This window comes from Vibrio sp. B1FIG11 (genome assembly GCF_905175335.1).
Taxonomy (GTDB): domain Bacteria; phylum Pseudomonadota; class Gammaproteobacteria; order Enterobacterales; family Vibrionaceae; genus Vibrio; species Vibrio campbellii.
Map to the genome: position 1 here is coordinate 1,887,490 of NZ_HG992752.1, position 15,211 is coordinate 1,902,700.

At 46.0% G+C, this 15,211-nt stretch carries 13 protein-coding genes and 1 pseudogene; 7 read left to right on the forward strand and 7 right to left on the reverse strand.

What is annotated here, in order from left to right:
- Window positions 1-43: 43 nt before the first annotated feature.
- Together creC and KHO06_RS25095 are read right to left on the reverse strand one after the other, a co-directional pair.
- Window positions 44-1,486, reverse strand: a complete 1,443-nt coding sequence (creC, locus tag KHO06_RS25090) for a two-component system sensor histidine kinase CreC (protein ID WP_212583439.1) — start codon at window positions 1,484-1,486, stop codon at window positions 44-46.
- Window positions 1,486-2,196 (reverse strand): response regulator, encoded by a 711-nt coding sequence (locus tag KHO06_RS25095; protein WP_212582806.1) that lies wholly within the window; start codon window positions 2,194-2,196, stop codon window positions 1,486-1,488. Before KHO06_RS25095 ends, creC begins: the two co-directional genes overlap by 1 nt.
- Window positions 2,197-2,449: 253 nt before the next feature.
- Between KHO06_RS25095 and KHO06_RS25100 the strand changes: the two genes are divergently transcribed.
- On the forward strand, window positions 2,450-2,962 hold the full coding sequence (locus KHO06_RS25100; RefSeq protein WP_212582807.1) for a DUF2799 domain-containing protein: 513 nt from the start codon (window positions 2,450-2,452) through the stop codon (window positions 2,960-2,962).
- Window positions 2,963-2,997: 35 nt separating this feature from the next.
- Here KHO06_RS25100 and KHO06_RS25105 read toward each other — a convergent pair whose 3' ends face one another.
- Window positions 2,998-3,456 (reverse strand): GNAT family N-acetyltransferase, encoded by a 459-nt coding sequence (locus KHO06_RS25105; RefSeq protein ID WP_212582808.1) that lies wholly within the window; start codon window positions 3,454-3,456, stop codon window positions 2,998-3,000.
- A gap of 165 nt (window positions 3,457-3,621) precedes the next feature.
- On the opposite strand from KHO06_RS25105, the gene eno reads away from it, so the two are divergent.
- Window positions 3,622-4,905, forward strand: coding sequence for a phosphopyruvate hydratase (gene eno, locus KHO06_RS25110; protein ID WP_212582809.1), 1,284 nt, complete (start codon window positions 3,622-3,624; stop codon window positions 4,903-4,905).
- Window positions 4,906-4,974: 69 nt separating this feature from the next.
- Here the strand turns inward: eno and KHO06_RS25115 are convergent, their stop codons facing one another.
- Window positions 4,975-5,445 carry a GNAT family N-acetyltransferase gene (locus KHO06_RS25115; protein ID WP_212582810.1) on the reverse strand — a complete coding sequence of 157 codons (471 nt, stop codon included), beginning with the start codon at window positions 5,443-5,445 and terminating at the stop codon, window positions 4,975-4,977.
- 132 nt (window positions 5,446-5,577) lie between these two features.
- Between KHO06_RS25115 and KHO06_RS25120 the strand changes: the two are divergent.
- Together KHO06_RS25120 and yidZ are read left to right on the forward strand one after the other, a co-directional pair.
- A pseudogene (locus tag KHO06_RS25120) lies at window positions 5,578-6,767 on the forward strand (MFS transporter).
- A complete protein-coding gene (gene yidZ / locus KHO06_RS25125; protein ID WP_212582811.1) occupies window positions 6,742-7,710 on the forward strand; it encodes an HTH-type transcriptional regulator YidZ in 969 nt (322 codons plus the stop codon). Before KHO06_RS25120 ends, yidZ begins: the two are co-directional and overlap by 26 nt.
- 36 nt (window positions 7,711-7,746) lie before the next feature.
- On the opposite strand, the gene KHO06_RS25130 is transcribed toward yidZ, so the two are convergent.
- Window positions 7,747-8,649 carry an alpha/beta hydrolase gene (locus KHO06_RS25130; protein WP_212582812.1) on the reverse strand — a complete coding sequence of 301 codons (903 nt, stop codon included), beginning with the start codon at window positions 8,647-8,649 and terminating at the stop codon, window positions 7,747-7,749.
- Window positions 8,650-8,797: 148 nt separating this feature from the next.
- On the opposite strand from KHO06_RS25130, the gene KHO06_RS25135 reads away from it, so the two are divergent.
- Window positions 8,798-9,715, forward strand: coding sequence for a LysR family transcriptional regulator (locus tag KHO06_RS25135; protein ID WP_212582813.1), 918 nt, complete (start codon window positions 8,798-8,800; stop codon window positions 9,713-9,715).
- An 8-nt stretch (window positions 9,716-9,723) separates the two neighbouring features.
- Here the strand turns inward: KHO06_RS25135 and KHO06_RS25140 are convergent, their stop codons facing one another.
- The gene (locus KHO06_RS25140) at window positions 9,724-10,614 is read right to left on the reverse strand and encodes an aspartoacylase (RefSeq protein WP_212582814.1); all 891 of its coding nucleotides are present in this window, start codon (window positions 10,612-10,614) and stop codon (window positions 9,724-9,726) included.
- A gap of 61 nt (window positions 10,615-10,675) precedes the next feature.
- On the reverse strand, window positions 10,676-11,554 hold the full coding sequence (locus KHO06_RS25145) for a 6-carboxytetrahydropterin synthase (RefSeq protein WP_212582815.1): 879 nt from the start codon (window positions 11,552-11,554) through the stop codon (window positions 10,676-10,678).
- Window positions 11,555-11,756: 202 nt separating this feature from the next.
- On the opposite strand from KHO06_RS25145, the gene KHO06_RS25150 reads away from it, so the two are divergent.
- Window positions 11,757-12,608, forward strand: a complete 852-nt coding sequence (locus KHO06_RS25150) for a DMT family transporter (RefSeq protein ID WP_162092494.1) — start codon at window positions 11,757-11,759, stop codon at window positions 12,606-12,608.
- A gap of 409 nt (window positions 12,609-13,017) precedes the next feature.
- Complete coding sequence (locus KHO06_RS25155) at window positions 13,018-15,201, forward strand: FUSC family protein (protein ID WP_077262733.1); 2,184 nt, start codon at window positions 13,018-13,020, stop codon at window positions 15,199-15,201.
- Window positions 15,202-15,211: the final 10 nt, after the last annotated feature.

Consider the following 15,211-nt stretch of genomic DNA (forward strand, 5'->3'; position numbering starts at 1 on the left):
TAAATCAGCAATTTGGAGAACGAATGGAGCTAATATGGAGTTTCTATGGAGTTGGTAAAATCAAGGTCACTTTCACGCCAGAATCGACGTTTTCTACTTGCAACTTACCTTTGTGCAGCTTGATCACTTGCTCAACAAAATTCAGCCCGAGCCCAGTGCTCTTAACGCCATTTTCCCGAGCGAGGGAGTAGAAGCGTTCCGTCAAACGCGACATCGCGTAGTCGGGAATGTGAGGACCTGAGTTGACAATCGACAGGCACACTTTCTCTTTCGTAACCTCCGCTTTCCATTCAATGCATCCCTCAGAGTGGACAAAATCCAGCGCGTTGTCCATCAAGTTAAAAACGGCTTGTTTCAGTAAGAAGGCATCACCAAGTATGGAGAGATGGTCATCAATTTGGATGTTGGCAGTCACCGATTTTGCACTCAAGCGCGCATCCGCCGATTCAACCACTTCATTCACCATTTGTTTTAGCGAAATAGCGTCGACTTGTTCTAACTCGGGGCGCTTTTCAAGACGAGCCAGTTCGAGCAACTTATCAATCAATGACTGCATGCGGTCGCTTTCTCGCTCAATGTTGCCAGCAAAGCGCGTGACCTTTTCTTCAGGCAACGGCATTTGCAATATTTCACTCGCGCCTTTAATCGCTGATAACGGACTTTTCAGCTCATGAGTCAGCGTCTGTACGTACTCTTCCACATATTGTTTGCCGTCGAGTTGGTTGCGCATTTTCTCCAATGCGTCGCTTAGCGTGCCGTACTCATAGAAGATACGAAATGTCGGCTTAGAGACCTTTTCGCCCTCACCCATTTTGGTCGCGTAGTCTTCTAGCTTGTTCAGTGCCGAGTGAATTCGCCAAGCAAACAATGCCCCTGCCAGTAGCACTAAGCCACTCATCCACACCATCCAAAACAACACATTGCGTTTAGAAAGATCGATGAAAGGTTGTACTGAGCGATTGGATTTTGCCACCGTTACGCTGCCAATGATTTCGCCTTTGTGGTAAATGGGCGCAGCAACGTGCATAACGGTTGAGAGTGGATCTTTCGGGTCTTCAATGGTACTGCGCGCGCCGTATTGACCACGCAACGTGAGATACACATCATTCCATTGCGAGTAGTCTTTGCCTACATCTTGCTGCCAAGAATCTGCAATCACAATGCCTTGTTTATCGGTTATGTAAATTCGATGGTTAATCGCTTTTTTGCCGATTTCCCAAATGCGCGCTTGAGGTTCTCGCTGCCCATAAGCCGCTAGCAGTTTGGAAAAGCGACTCTCAGATAACTTGTCGTTCGCGACGTCTTCTTCAGCCAATACCGCGAGTAAGTTCGCCATATCCACCAGCGTCTCTTCGGTGGTTTGACGCACAGTTGGCTTGAGTTCTTGGACGACAGTTTTGCTCACCATGTAAGCCGTCATTCCGACTAAGAGGAAGTAGAGAAAAAACAGTCTGAGTCCAAGTGGGATCTTCGGCCAGCGATTCATCATTCACCTTTAATGCAATAAAAGTAACCAAAGCCACGCTTGGTACAGATGCGTTCAGACATCTCAAACGGCTTCAACTTGTGGCGAATCGCTTTGATATGGGTATCGATATTACGCTCATATGCAGCCTCTGGCGCCATATCAGCAGCGATCATAAGCTGCTCTCGACTCAATACATTGGAAGAGACAGAAATCAGTTTATTGAGGATCTTGAACTCCACCGCAGTTAACCCAAGCATTTGCCCGCCAATACCATAGTCGAAGTTTTGCGCAACCAAATCATGGTTCAATTGAGGTTGTTCTGGAACAGCCACAGACTCCGGTTTGTGCTCCATCATCGGCGCTTTGGCTTTGATTCTAAGTTTAATGCGAGCCAACATTTCGCGCGGACTAAAAGGCTTAGTCACGTAATCATCCGCACCAATCTCTAAGCCCACTACACGGTCAATTTCATCACTTCTTGCGGTGAGAAAGATAATGGGAATATCAGAAAACTCACGGATGGTTTTGCAAAGCTCAAAGCCGTTACCGTCAGGTAAACCAACATCCAACACAAGTAACGCTGCTGGGTTTTGCTGCAAAAAGGCTAAACCCTCGCCAGCCGTTGCAAACCACACTGCATGATAGCCATCCATCTCTAATACATGAATGAGGTTTTCTGCAATGGCAGATTCATCCTCAATAATAACGACGGTTGATTGGTCGCTCATTGTCTTAACCTCGTTGACGATATTTATTTTTGTGTTGGGGTTATCCCTTACTTTGATGCAAAGGCTATCGGATTGATACAGCAATGGCAAAATCCGCGAGAGATATTAATAAAACAAAATTCATTCAAATAATGGAACTTATCACCCGCACTGATGACTCACTACATTTGCGAATACAATGATTTCACCCATTGATATGAACAGTGTTCATTTTACACTCTTTGGCTGGAATCAGTTTAAAGGACAATAACGGATGAAAAGAGCACTACTCCCCTTAACGTTAATCACTTTGCTCTCTGGCTGTGCCAGCATGTCTCCCGAAGAATGTAAAACCGCGGACTGGTACAACGTCGGCTACCAAAATGGCTTAAACGGCAACGCGCCAAGCATTATTAATAGTTATACCGAAGATTGTAACGAGGCCGGGGTGACTCCAAATCGCGCTCAGTGGAAAGAAGGCTTCGATAAAGGCACTATCATCTATTGCTCTCCAGACAACGGTTACACCGTGGGAAGTGAGGGCAGAGAATATTATGGCGTATGCAGCAACAAGCAATTTCTTGAAAATTACCAATTAGGTCGTCAGGAATATCAACGCCAACAGCGTATCCAAAAAATCGATACCGAAATCTCGGTTATCGACAATCAGCTAGACAACAATCCTGATAAAGAAAATGCTAAGCGATTAAAAGAAAAGAGAAAAAGGCTAGCAGATGAGCGCTCACAACTGCTCACACCAACCATTAATTTCAATTTGAACTTCTAAAACCGCTGCATTTAGTTTGCTAAAAATCCATGGCCCTAGCTCAGCTCTAGGGTCATAAATTGGCTGTTCGGATCGAGTTCGTAATCCCCGAAAGGCTCGCAGTAGACAAAGCCATGTTTCTCATACAGCAGACGGGCAGGCTCAAAAAATTCCATCGACCCCGTTTCCAGACTTAATCGTCGTAGCCCTTTTTGCTTCGCTTGCTCAATCACATGAATCAATAATTGAGACGCCACACCTTGGCCTCTTGCCGATGGCGTAGTGCGCATTGATTTCAGCTCTGCGTGTTGCTCGTCCAATTCCTTAATCGCAGCACAACCAAGTAGCTGTTCCTCTTTCCATCCAGTCCAAAATGTCACTTCTGGCGCTTTCAGTTTATCCAAATCTAGCGCATGTACGCTCTCTGGTGGCGACGTGGCATACATATCTTGCAAATGCTCTTCTAGCAGCGCAATGACCTCTGCTCTTTCTAAATTATCGACTTCAATTTTCACATGTCTTCCTTGATGACGAGGGGTAAATCTTTATGAAATTTATGTGAAAACAGCCACATAAACAACATCCTTGAACATCAAAGCTATCAAAAGCCGCCCACATTATAAATCGGAGTCTACACTCTAAAATCGTTTCTCCATCTAAATGATCATTAAGGACAAAATATGGATTTCTTGATTGAGGATATTCTGGCGCGCGAGATTTTGGATTCACGCGGAAATCCTACAGTTGAAGTAGAAGTAACACTAGGTTGCGGTATTACCGCGAGAGCTTCTGTTCCGTCTGGTGCAAGTACAGGTTCACGAGAGGCCGTTGAGTTACGTGATGGTGACGATGCCCGCTTTGGTGGCAAAGGTGTACTTAATGCCGTTCAACTGATCAACACTGAAGTGCTTGAGGCTATTGTTGGTTTAGACTCTCGAGATCAAGCACTGATTGATCGCATTATGATCGAGTTAGACGGCACCGAAAATAAGTCTCGTCTGGGCGCAAACGGCATTCTTGGGGTTTCTTTGGCCGTAGCTCGCGCATCCGCGATGACAGCAGACATTCCACTCTACCAGTATCTCGGTGGTGTAGGCGCTAACCTTCTACCCGTGCCTTGCATGAACATCCTCAACGGTGGTGTACATGCTCGCTGGCAAGGCCCGGATTTTCAGGAATACATGATCGCGCCATATGGAGCTAAAAACTTCAGACAAGCTGTGCAATGGGGCAGCGAAGTCTATCATGCCCTACGTCAGGTTCTGCTTGAGTCAGATTACTCTGTTGGTGTCGGTGATGAAGGTGGCTTTGCTCCTGCAGTGAAATCAAACCGCGAGCCATTGGAGCTGATTGTCAAAGGCATCGAGAGAGCTGGACTGAAACCAGGTGTCGATGTCGGTATCTGTATGGACCCAGCCTCTAGTGAATTCTATGAGAATGGTAAATACATGTTGCGCTCAGAGAACCGTGAACTGACCTCCACAGAGATGATTGAATACTACGAGAAATTGGTTGAAGATTTTCCGGTCGTCCTTCTTGAAGATGGCTTGGCAGAAGACGATTGGGACAACTGGCCACTACTAAATGAGAAGCTTGGCGGTAAGATCGAAATCGTCGGTGACGATCTTCTCGTTACTAATACCAAGTACATACAGAAAGCGATTGAGATGAATGCAGCCAACTCAGCATTGATCAAACTGAATCAGATTGGCTCTTTAACCGAAACCATTGAAGCGATTCAAATGTGTCACCACGCTGCATGGGGCGCGTTTGTATCTCACCGCTCGGGCGAAACCACAGACAGCTTCATTGCTGATATGACCGTTGCTCTTCGCACAGGTCACCTCAAAACAGGCGCACCATGCCGTGGTGAACGTGTCGAAAAATACAACCAGCTCATGCGCATTGAAGACGAGTTAGGCTCAATGGCGATGTTTGCTGGCCGCAAAGCCTTCATTCGCTAATCCAACAATATGCCTAAAGCAAAGCCGCACAGTGTGGAACTGGCGGCTTTTTAGTATCTGGAAAAATAATTACAAGGCTTGTCGCATGATGTGTTGGGGGCCAACTGGCCCCCCATGATACAGCTCGTTAGTATCTTCAAAACCAGCTTTGAGGTAACACTGATAGGCGGGGACGTTTCGACAATTAACCGTTAGGTAGAGAAATTCAAACGTTGGATAATGCAACTTAACAAAATCCCCAAACAGTCCGATTGCTTGCTTCGCAATACCTTTGCCTTGATGGCGATGATCCACCAGTAATGAGCGAACACCTAAACTTCTTTGAGGGCAAAAGTCATAATCTTCACTGTACGCAGCATCAAATAAAAAGAACCCGACCACACGAGCATCTTCAAGGATCAAATGAGGCAGCTCTGTCGGTTTAAGACTTTCCAACCGCTTACCAATATTCTCAACCGTAAACTGAGCTTGATCTTCTAAGACTTGCAGCTCAATGGTTTGGGCGTGTCGACATGGCGTATACTTTTCAACAGTAATCATGGTCATCCTTGTTTAATTTACATTCGATTCATACAGGGTATGTCGTAAATGGAAATACCTACGGTCGTAATTCCCACTCGCAGGCAAACGTTTCACATTTTATTATCCTCGCCAATTGTCAGTGAGGTTATTATGTTCCGTTTTCTGCTTTGTAGTTTTTCCCTTGTATTACTCTATCCTACCGCGATTGATCTTTACCTTGTAGGTTTGCCACAAATTGCAGCCGATTTACACGCCAACGAGTCACAATTACATATCGCGTTCTCTATCTATCTCGCGGGAATGGCAGCCACTATGCTATTTGCAGGCAAGATCGCCGATTCCATTGGCCGCAAACCCGTGGCTATGGCTGGCGCTGCGATCTTCATTGCGGCATCACTGCTTGGTAGCATGGCTGAGCAATCCACTGCATTTTTAATCGCACGTTTTGCCCAGGGTATTGGAGCAGGCTCTTGCTATGTGGTTGCTTTTGCCATTCTACGAGACACGTTGGATGACAAACGCCGCGCTAAAGTGCTATCTATGCTCAACGGCATTACCTGCATCATTCCGGTCATCGCGCCAGTGATTGGGCACTTGATCATGCTTAAATTCCCTTGGCAAAGTCTGTTTACCACTATGGCAGGCATGGGTGTGGTGGTTTGTTTGCTTTCAGTCTTGGTGCTGAAAGAATCAAAACCTAGCGTCATCCCACAACAAAACACCGCTTCAGCTTCTAACCAAGAAACCTTCTGTGAACGCTTTTTTATCAGCCGACTCATCATTACTGCTATTGGCGTGACCACCATTCTTACCTACGTGAATGTCTCTCCAATGCTGGTGATGGGCGAACTTGGTTTTGATCGTGGTGGCTACTCTTCGATCATGGCAGGCACGGCATTAGTCAGTATGATCACTTCTTTCTCTGCGCCATTGGCTTTGTCTTACTTTAAGCAACGTACTCTGATGCTGATTTCGCAAACCTTGCTTGTCAGTGCTGCGATGGTGATTGGTTTTGCACATCTAAACCAATGGGGATCCCATTTTACTTATTCGGATTTGGGCTAATTTGCGCTGGCTTCTCGATTGGCTTTGGCGTGGCCATGAGTCAAGCGCTCAACCCTTTCTCTCTGCGTGCTGGTTTAGCAAGCTCACTGCTGGGCATCGCTCAAGTATGTTGCTCTGCCCTCTACATCTGGTTTATGGGTTTTATCGGCGTTAATGCGCTGAATATGTTGGTGTTTGTGTTAGCTACAGGTGGCGCAATCAGCCTGGCTCTAATACTATTTACTCCTAAGCATGCTTATGAAAGCCACTATGAAGAAATCTCTAGCCCGTCTTGATCTCAACTTGTTGTTCACTCTGCAATTGCTGCTGCAAGAGCAGAGTGTTTCTAAAGCGTCGAAGAAATTAAACGTCACGCCGTCAACGGTGAGTAAATCGCTTAATAAGCTTCGTGACTGGTTTGATGATCCTCTGTTCGTCAAAACACCAAAGGGATTAGCACCCACTCCATTAGCGCAAAGCATGGAGCAAGATCTGGCGGAATGGCTACAAATTGGCAGCCAAATTGTTGAGAAGCGCAGCGATATCGCACCAAAAGGCGTGCGCTTTGATCTGACCATTGAATCCCCGTTAGTGCTGACGATTCTTGATGATCTTCTTGTTGCAATCCACCAGCGTTACCCAGACGCCAAAGTCAAAACCAGTAACTGGGATTACGATTCACTCGATGCGATTGTGCGTGGAGAGGCTGATATCGGCTTTACCGGAAGAGAGAGCCATCCTCGCTCGAAAGAGTCACTCGACCTGCTCCCTTACTTCCTTGATTTTGAAGTGCTGTTCTCAGACCTACCTATGGTCTACTTGCACAAGAATCACCCTGCTTTGGAGCAGGAATGGAATCTTGAGACCTTTTTGAGCTATCAACACATCAACATTGTTTGGGAAAAGAGTGAAACGTGGGCACTGGATGAAGTGTTGAGTGAACTTGGCCTACAGCGCTCTATTGGCTTAACCATGTCGAGCTTCGAGCAGTCTCTGTTTATGGCCGCGCAACCACACCACAATATGCTGACCACAGCGCCGCAGTACTGCGAGAGTTACACCAAGAAGCTACATCCAGATTTGGTGTGCTTACCCATTCCATTGGAACAAACTCAACAAGATAAACTGCTGATCCCATTCACCATGATTTGGCACAAACGTAATGCTTACAACCCAAAGCTGGTGTGGTTACGAAATACCATTAAGTCACTTTATGGTTGTTCCTGTGACATCGATTAATAGCAAAAGGGGCGATATTCTCGCCCCTTTTTTCTTCTAATGGTGTGATGAGCTAAAAAACTCGATGATCTGCTCAACAGCTTGATCAACGTATTCGTCTTCGTCATAGAGCCCAATGTGATTCGCACCTTCAATTCTAATCAATTGTTTAGGCTGCGAAGCCGCATCAAACATTTGCTCACTTTCGTATGCGGAATCCGCTTCTGTACCGACAATCATCAGCAGTGGTGTCGGTGTCAGGTTTGCAGCAATATCCAACGCAGAAAAGTTAGCCAACGTCTCATAAGACCAAGGCAAAAACTTGCTTTCGTATAAGCCTTTTGCTCCGCGCTCTGTCATGTAGTACTGGTAGAACTCTCTAAACAGACGCGGCATTCCCTCACTGTCTTCAGTTGGTGCATGAGGCAGAAAATCAATCTGCCCAGTAGCAAGATAACGTTCTCTCGCTTCATTACCTTTAAGCAGTATATCTAACAACCCCTCTCGACCAATCACGCTATGATAAAAACCTCGGTGGTCAAAGTAAGCACTCACGGTCGCAAGTGATTTTACGCGTCTATCTGTCGCAACGGCATGAGCTAAATACCCGCCGCCAGAACAAACACCTAACCCATGGATTTGCTCGTTGTTCACATACGTTAAAGAACGTAAATAAGTGACCCCATTGCGGCAATCTTCCGCTTTATTGTATGGATTCTCATGAAATCTTGGTGCACCTTCACTCGCGCCAAAACTGGCATGATCAAACGTTAATACCACAAATCCCTTGGCCGCAATTTTCTCGGCGTAGATTCTTACCGTCTGCTCTTTCACACCCGCCTGTGGCGCTGCAATCAAAACCGCGGGTAAAGGATTCTCCACTACGGATGGACGATGAATTTCCGCTGCAAGTCGGTTGCCATTGCTGAAAAATGAAGCCTCATATCTTGTTACTGTCACTCGATTCACTCTCTATGGTTAACGGTTTTTTAGACAATAGAGACGAGCATTCACAAACATTTGGACTCTGCTCCTCTCTTTAAAACCAGTATAAGGAGCGCTATTATTCGGATATATATAGGCATTATGAAAACACTGTTAGGTTTACATGAACAATCTATCTTGGCGAGGTATTCGAGCGTTTATTTATGTGGCGGAATGTGGAAGCTTTACCTCCGCAGCCGAAGCGATGGGCGCATCAAAGGCAAACGTGAGTCAGCTCGTGAGTGAATTAGAGTCCTCGCTAGGTGTTCAATTGCTTTATAGAACCACACGTCAGCTTCGCCTTACTGAAATTGGCGATGGTTACTTTCGCAAGTGCAAAGAAGCAATGCTACAACTGGATGCCGCCGCAGAGTGGGCACAGCAAACCACCAGCGAAATTAAGGGTCGGATCCACATGAATTCTGTCGGAGGTCCGATTGGCGAAGAGCTCATTGCACCATTGGTAATGAGTTTTCAATCCGCCTACCCGAACGTAGAAGTAGAGCTCGATTTCTCAAAACATCGCGTTGATCTTATTGAAGATAGCTACGACTTAGTCCTCCGAGTTGGTGAAATGCCAGACTCCACTCTCATCGCGCGCCGACTCACCACACTTCGCACGCACTATGTCGCAAGCCCAGATTTTCTTGAACGACACCCGCCCCCCCTCGTGCCAGAAGATCTTAAAGCCTTACCTTTGATTCATGGCAGTGTGGAACATTGGATCATGAAGAATCACAATGAGCAGCGCATCATCAACGTAGGGCAAGGCATTAAAGCGGCAACTGGCAGAACCATGCGGCATGCGGCGGTTTCTGGACTAGGGGTAACGCGACTAACCGATGTGTACTGCCATGCTGATTTGGCATCAGGGAGACTTATCGAAGTACTCCCTGAATGGTCAGAAAAAACCTTACTTTCGCTCGTCTGTCCGCCAGTCAAATATCAACTACCAAGAGTCAAAATGCTTATGGACTGGATAAGCGAACGATTCGAAGAGCACTATAAACAGTTCAGAATTGAGGGCGAACATTCAAGCTAAGCTCGGTTTCAATCACTCGTACGAACGCATTTTTTCTCAGCAAGTGCCATAGCGATATTGGCTTTGCTGTACGCACTCTCGTTAATGAAATGCGGATAGATATCCTGTTTGCCTTCCCAAAAAATGTCGTAACCAAAGAAAGTCGCAAGCAAGGGCTCTCCGGGTTTCACCACTTCGAAATCTCGTCCACAGATCATAGGGTGCACTATCGCGGCACGCATACCATCGTGGTCGACAGGGATCATCACTTCTTCGGTGTAAAAATACGCGTCGTAGTCGTTCAACTCACCAACTTGACCAAGGTTATGCTGCTCAAAGTAATCCAATACCATGGTCAGCATCTTCTTCATTAACTCTAGAGTGTCGTACTTCAGTGAGCCATGCGCTTGAGCTCCAACTTCGATCATCACGCCATGCTGCCCTGTGGTGCACAAGTAAGGTTGGTCATCCCACGCTTTTCTGTCTTCAAACAAGATGTTGGCTTCTGGCATGCGTTGCTTCACATAAGCCCCCATCTTGCGATAGAACACGTCGTTAGAAACCAAAATCAAGGTCGCGCCCATGTTACTGGTGGTGTTATGTAGGTCGACAATAAGTTGCTTTTCTTCAGCGGCATGAGTTTGGGTAAATTGCTTTGCCAATTCTGTCTCTTGCAGGCTCCCGCCTTCACCATGAGAAGAGGCTGATGAATTCGCAAGCGCAAACTCGCGGTTTAAATCCGTCTCAACATAACGAACGTTTTGCTTTACCGCTTCCGGGTTGCCAAGCACACAGTGAGTGCTGAACGTTGAGCGTTCAGCATCGTAAAGACGATCTTTGATGAGCTTTTGAAGATAAATGCCAGAAAGCTCATTACCATGCGTACCTGCTACGAGCAGAACACGATTAAGTTTGTCCATAAAAGTGATATTCCAAATATTGAGTAAAAGTGAGTCTAGATTGAGATTCGGCGGCGCCTTCTTAGCGAAACGCCATTGCTCCTTTCCCTACGCCTTCATAAGCAATGATTTGTAACGACTGTCCTTCATCCAATGAAGGAGCGATTTCATTGGCGATAAACACAGCCAACAACTCTACCGTCGTATCGGTGTTCAATACCTCGGTTTCGCTGTGCGCGATAGCAAGTTGGAAGTCACCTTGTGAAGTGGTGTATCGGAAGCCAAAATGCGTGTCACAGTTGATGAGGCTTGCATGTTCGCTTAGCTCCAGGTGGCCAATCTCGACTAGGTCTTCGATGGATGCGAGGTAGATATCTTGCCAACGCTGTGCAAAAGCGTGCTCACGAGCGGTATCTCGCTGACCATCAACCAGAATGTGGATCGGTGAACGATGCCCGTGCGCAATGCGCTGGCAGTTACCGTCGTGTTTTTTCAAACCGTGGGTGTAGTGATAATACGCACCATCAAATTTTTCATGACGCAAGGTCAGATCAATCGATGCGACATTACTTGGCAGATGACCTTGCAGGATGTCGTGGATGTGTTGCGTTACGCTCTCTATTGAGATGTCTTCCGCGTTCACAAAACAAAACGCTTCATCTGGGCAATTCAGGTGAATACTCTTTTCTCCGCGCATGAGATCGACTTGAGAATAGCCCACTTTGGCATTGGTAATCTCCACCGCCTCGTTCTTTACGGGTATAAGCAAACGGTGATCAACATATTGATCCACCAATTGCTTGATTTGTTTTTTCACTTTAGAGAAATCCAGCACCATGCTCATCTCATTGAGATCACCATGCATTACTACGTCCAGAATCCAACTCTCACCCACCATGCCTCGTGTTTGACACAGGTATGAAGCATCAATAACCGTGAGATCGTTAACAAATAGATTCAATCTGAATTCCTCATTCTATATCGAGCATTAAAATCAAATTGTTATACTATAACACTTGCCGTTGTTACTCAATTTCGCAAAATGATGACTTTTTGACTCAATGCTGCACTATGTTTTCAGCTATAACTAATCGCTTTATCAACTAATTAACGCTTTCTGTTTAACGCTACACTGCAGCTCTGACCGAACGTGAGGATAAGGAATGTCGACATTTTTACTGACCGCAATTGCTATGTTGGCGTTTGCTGCTAACTCGTTGCTCTGCCGTTTGGCACTGGCAGCCGATTTGATTGACGCGGGCAGTTTCACTCTTATCCGTTTGTTCTCTGGCGCAGTCACTTTAATGGTCATCATACTTCTGCGCGGAAACTGGCGCAGCCAGATCCCTTCTCGTCGATTCAGTTTATTCGCTGGGATGACCTTATTTGGCTATGCTGCACTGTTCTCTTTTGCTTATGTAAAACTAGCAGCCGGAACGGGCGCACTGCTACTTTTTGGTGCCGTACAACTGACTCTACTCGTGATTTACTGGTGGCAAGGAGAGCGCTTTAAACCCCTCGAAGTGATCGGTATTGCCGTTTCTTTGATTGGGTTTGCGTGGCTAATGTTGCCATCTGCAACACGCCCAGATGTTTGGTCTGCCCTATTAATGGTGGTTTCTGGTATCTGTTGGGCAGGGTTTACCGCCTTAGGTAAGCAAGCGCCAACACCAACCAGCGGCATTACTTGGGGATTCATTACTGCTTCTATCTTAGGGCTTTTGCTCTCACCTTTCTTACTTGGAACGATGCAATTTACGCCGAAAGGCATACTGTTAGCAGTGGCATCAGGAGCCATCGCTTCTGGTTGCGGTTACGTGCTTTGGTATCAAGTGATGAAGAAACTAACATTATTGCAAGCGGCGGTAAGCCAACTTTCCGTGCCAGTTATTGCTTTAGTGCTAGGAAGCTTTCTGTTGGGTGAAGTGCTGACTGTACATTCCATCACTACCAGCTCAGTCATTCTTGGCGGTATCAGTTTGGTATTTTTATCTCGCTCTCAAAAAAGTGCTTAACACTCAGACAAGCCAATAAAAAATCGAAACTTTCCTCTAAACTTCAAGAGCATCATCTATGCTTTTATTAGGTATTTGTTTTCACAAAATGTTGGAAGTGTTCAATACCTAAGACGCTGGCGACTTATATTGATTTGAAATTTGGTGTGGTAATTCCTGCAAATATGTATCAGTAATGAGATTTTCTAGTTAAACGTTTTCTTGCTCATTTTTCCCTCATGCCATAAGCGGTGGGGAGTGAACGGTGATTTGGGCACTTTTACCTCATTTGGTTTTGACAAAGGATTTACAAACCACTTCTTTTCAATCGCTATATTCCGCCTCCGCGATTTATTCAGAACGAAATTCTGATTATTGATTGAATAAATTCATCGACTTATAACCATAAGCCTGAGCTAACTGTGACACTATGAACGATAAAAGCAAATTCGCCACAAAAGTAGCGCTTAGCCTGACTCTGGCTTATCTTATCCCGTTTTCAATGGGTTGGCCACAAGCGTCTACGGCGGCGACCACTGTTATGCTGATCGCTTCAACAGGCAGCCGACGTGAGTCTTTAGCTAAAGGTACTTTGCGTGTGCTTGGCACCCTGGTTGGGGCTGTTATTGGTTTATTGCTCGTGGGCATGTTCGCTCAAGACCGCATTATGTACATGCTCAGCGTTTCTGTGGTCGTGTCCTTTATCTTTTATTTCCGTAACGCCTATCAAAAAGACCCAACCTTGCTGGCGCTAACCGGTGTGATGACCTTGATGATGTCAAACGGTGGCGATGCAGAAGGTGCCTTCATGTATGGGGTTGACCGCGCTTACATGACCATCTTTGGCGTAGTGCTTTACACTTTGGTGGGTACTTTCTTATGGCCGACGAAGACAGAACAAAATCTTCGTCAGCTAATTGAACAGCTCAACCAAGCTCAGCAAGCGCTGTTCGCGGCAATCTTACAGAACTTCGAAGAGAGGCAAGCTCAGCAACAAGGGTTAGTCCCAGCTTCAGGTAAACAAGATACTGAAGAGGAGGATGAAGAGCCTCAACCCACCATAGAAGACCTATTAGACAAAGTATTCGCCGCACAAAACGCGTTAGAGCAACGCTTCGCAGCCGTAAGTGTCGAGTGCAGTGACGTGTCGGCCTACATGAAAGAATGGCAACTCGCTGTTCACTTCAACAAGCAAATTACCCAAGAACTCAGCGTGGCAGCACACAGCCACTTTAGCCACCAGCAAGACCGAGGCTGCATCAATAACTTCGATCAAGCCATCGAAGAAATTCAAGCGCTATTCAAAACCTGCCAAGAAATGTGGGACAACGAAGGGCCAGCTTACCGTGCTCAGGAATTTAAGGTTGATTACAACCAACAAGCTTTGTCAGACGCTCCCCATCTAGTCAAAGGCTCTGCCCTGACACTGGGTCACTTACTCAAGCTAATGCATCAGAGCTTATCTCGCCTTGCGGAGAGCATCAGCTGTATTGATTCGGTCACCAATAATGTCTCGTTCAAACAAGATCTGCCGAAGCAGAAGAGTAAGTTCCTTTGGTGGGATGCAGAGAACTTCAAAACCGCAGTAAAAACCTTCACCACCTATTGGGTAGCAGGATTGATTTGGATTTACTTCAATCCACCCGGTGGCTACTCGTTTGTTACCTTCTCCACCATCTTCATGTCACTGCTGTCGTTTGTTCCGGTTCACCCATTTATGTTGCTGATCTTGTTTACGTTTGGCTTCTTGTTTGCGGTGCCTTCATACGTCTTCATACTGCCGGGATTGGAACTCGGAGGCGAACTCGGCTTGTTCATCTTCATCTACACCTTTATCGGTTTCTACCTGTTTAAAGGGCCAGTGACCATCTTCTACATGATTGGCTTGTTTGTCCTCGGTCTGGACAACAACATGACCTATCACTTTGGTATTCTGATGACGATCATGACTTTGTTCTACATGGTGGTGTTCATGATCATCTTCGCGCACTACTTCCCTTTCAGTTCTCGTCCAGAACACTTGTTCTTAACACTGAAAGAGCGCTATTTCAGGCACGTTGGCGACCTATTTACCAGCTACCATGAACAGTCTGAATCCACATTTAATAAGATGAAACGCTCACTGCACTTGGTGACGCTGAACGTTTCCTCTAAAAAGCTCAAAGTGTGGGGGTCGAAGATCAACCACAAGCTGTTCGACAAGACACCGCCAGAAGCAATTGGTGCATTCAGCAAGTCTTGTGACGCCTTAAGCAACCACGTAAACATCTTGATTGCCGCCGAGCAAAAGCTATTAAGTAACCCACTTATCAAACAGTTACGTAGCAAACATACCGATTCCATATTACCTCTGATGGCAGGCGCACTCGCAAGCCATCAGGCGACCGACGAACTCGATTCTGTGTTCGAAAAATACAGCCAGGATTACCAATCCTTTGAAAATAAACTGGAAGATTTCTTTAGTGAGTTGGATTTATCTGACTACGCTTATTCAGAGATAGCTGGTTTTTATATCTTGCTGAATTTAAAACGGAACGTGTTCGAAGCGATAAATCAATGCAAGCAAACCTACGAGGATATCGATTGGGTGAACTTACGTCAGAAGCGGTTTTAAAGGTGAGGAT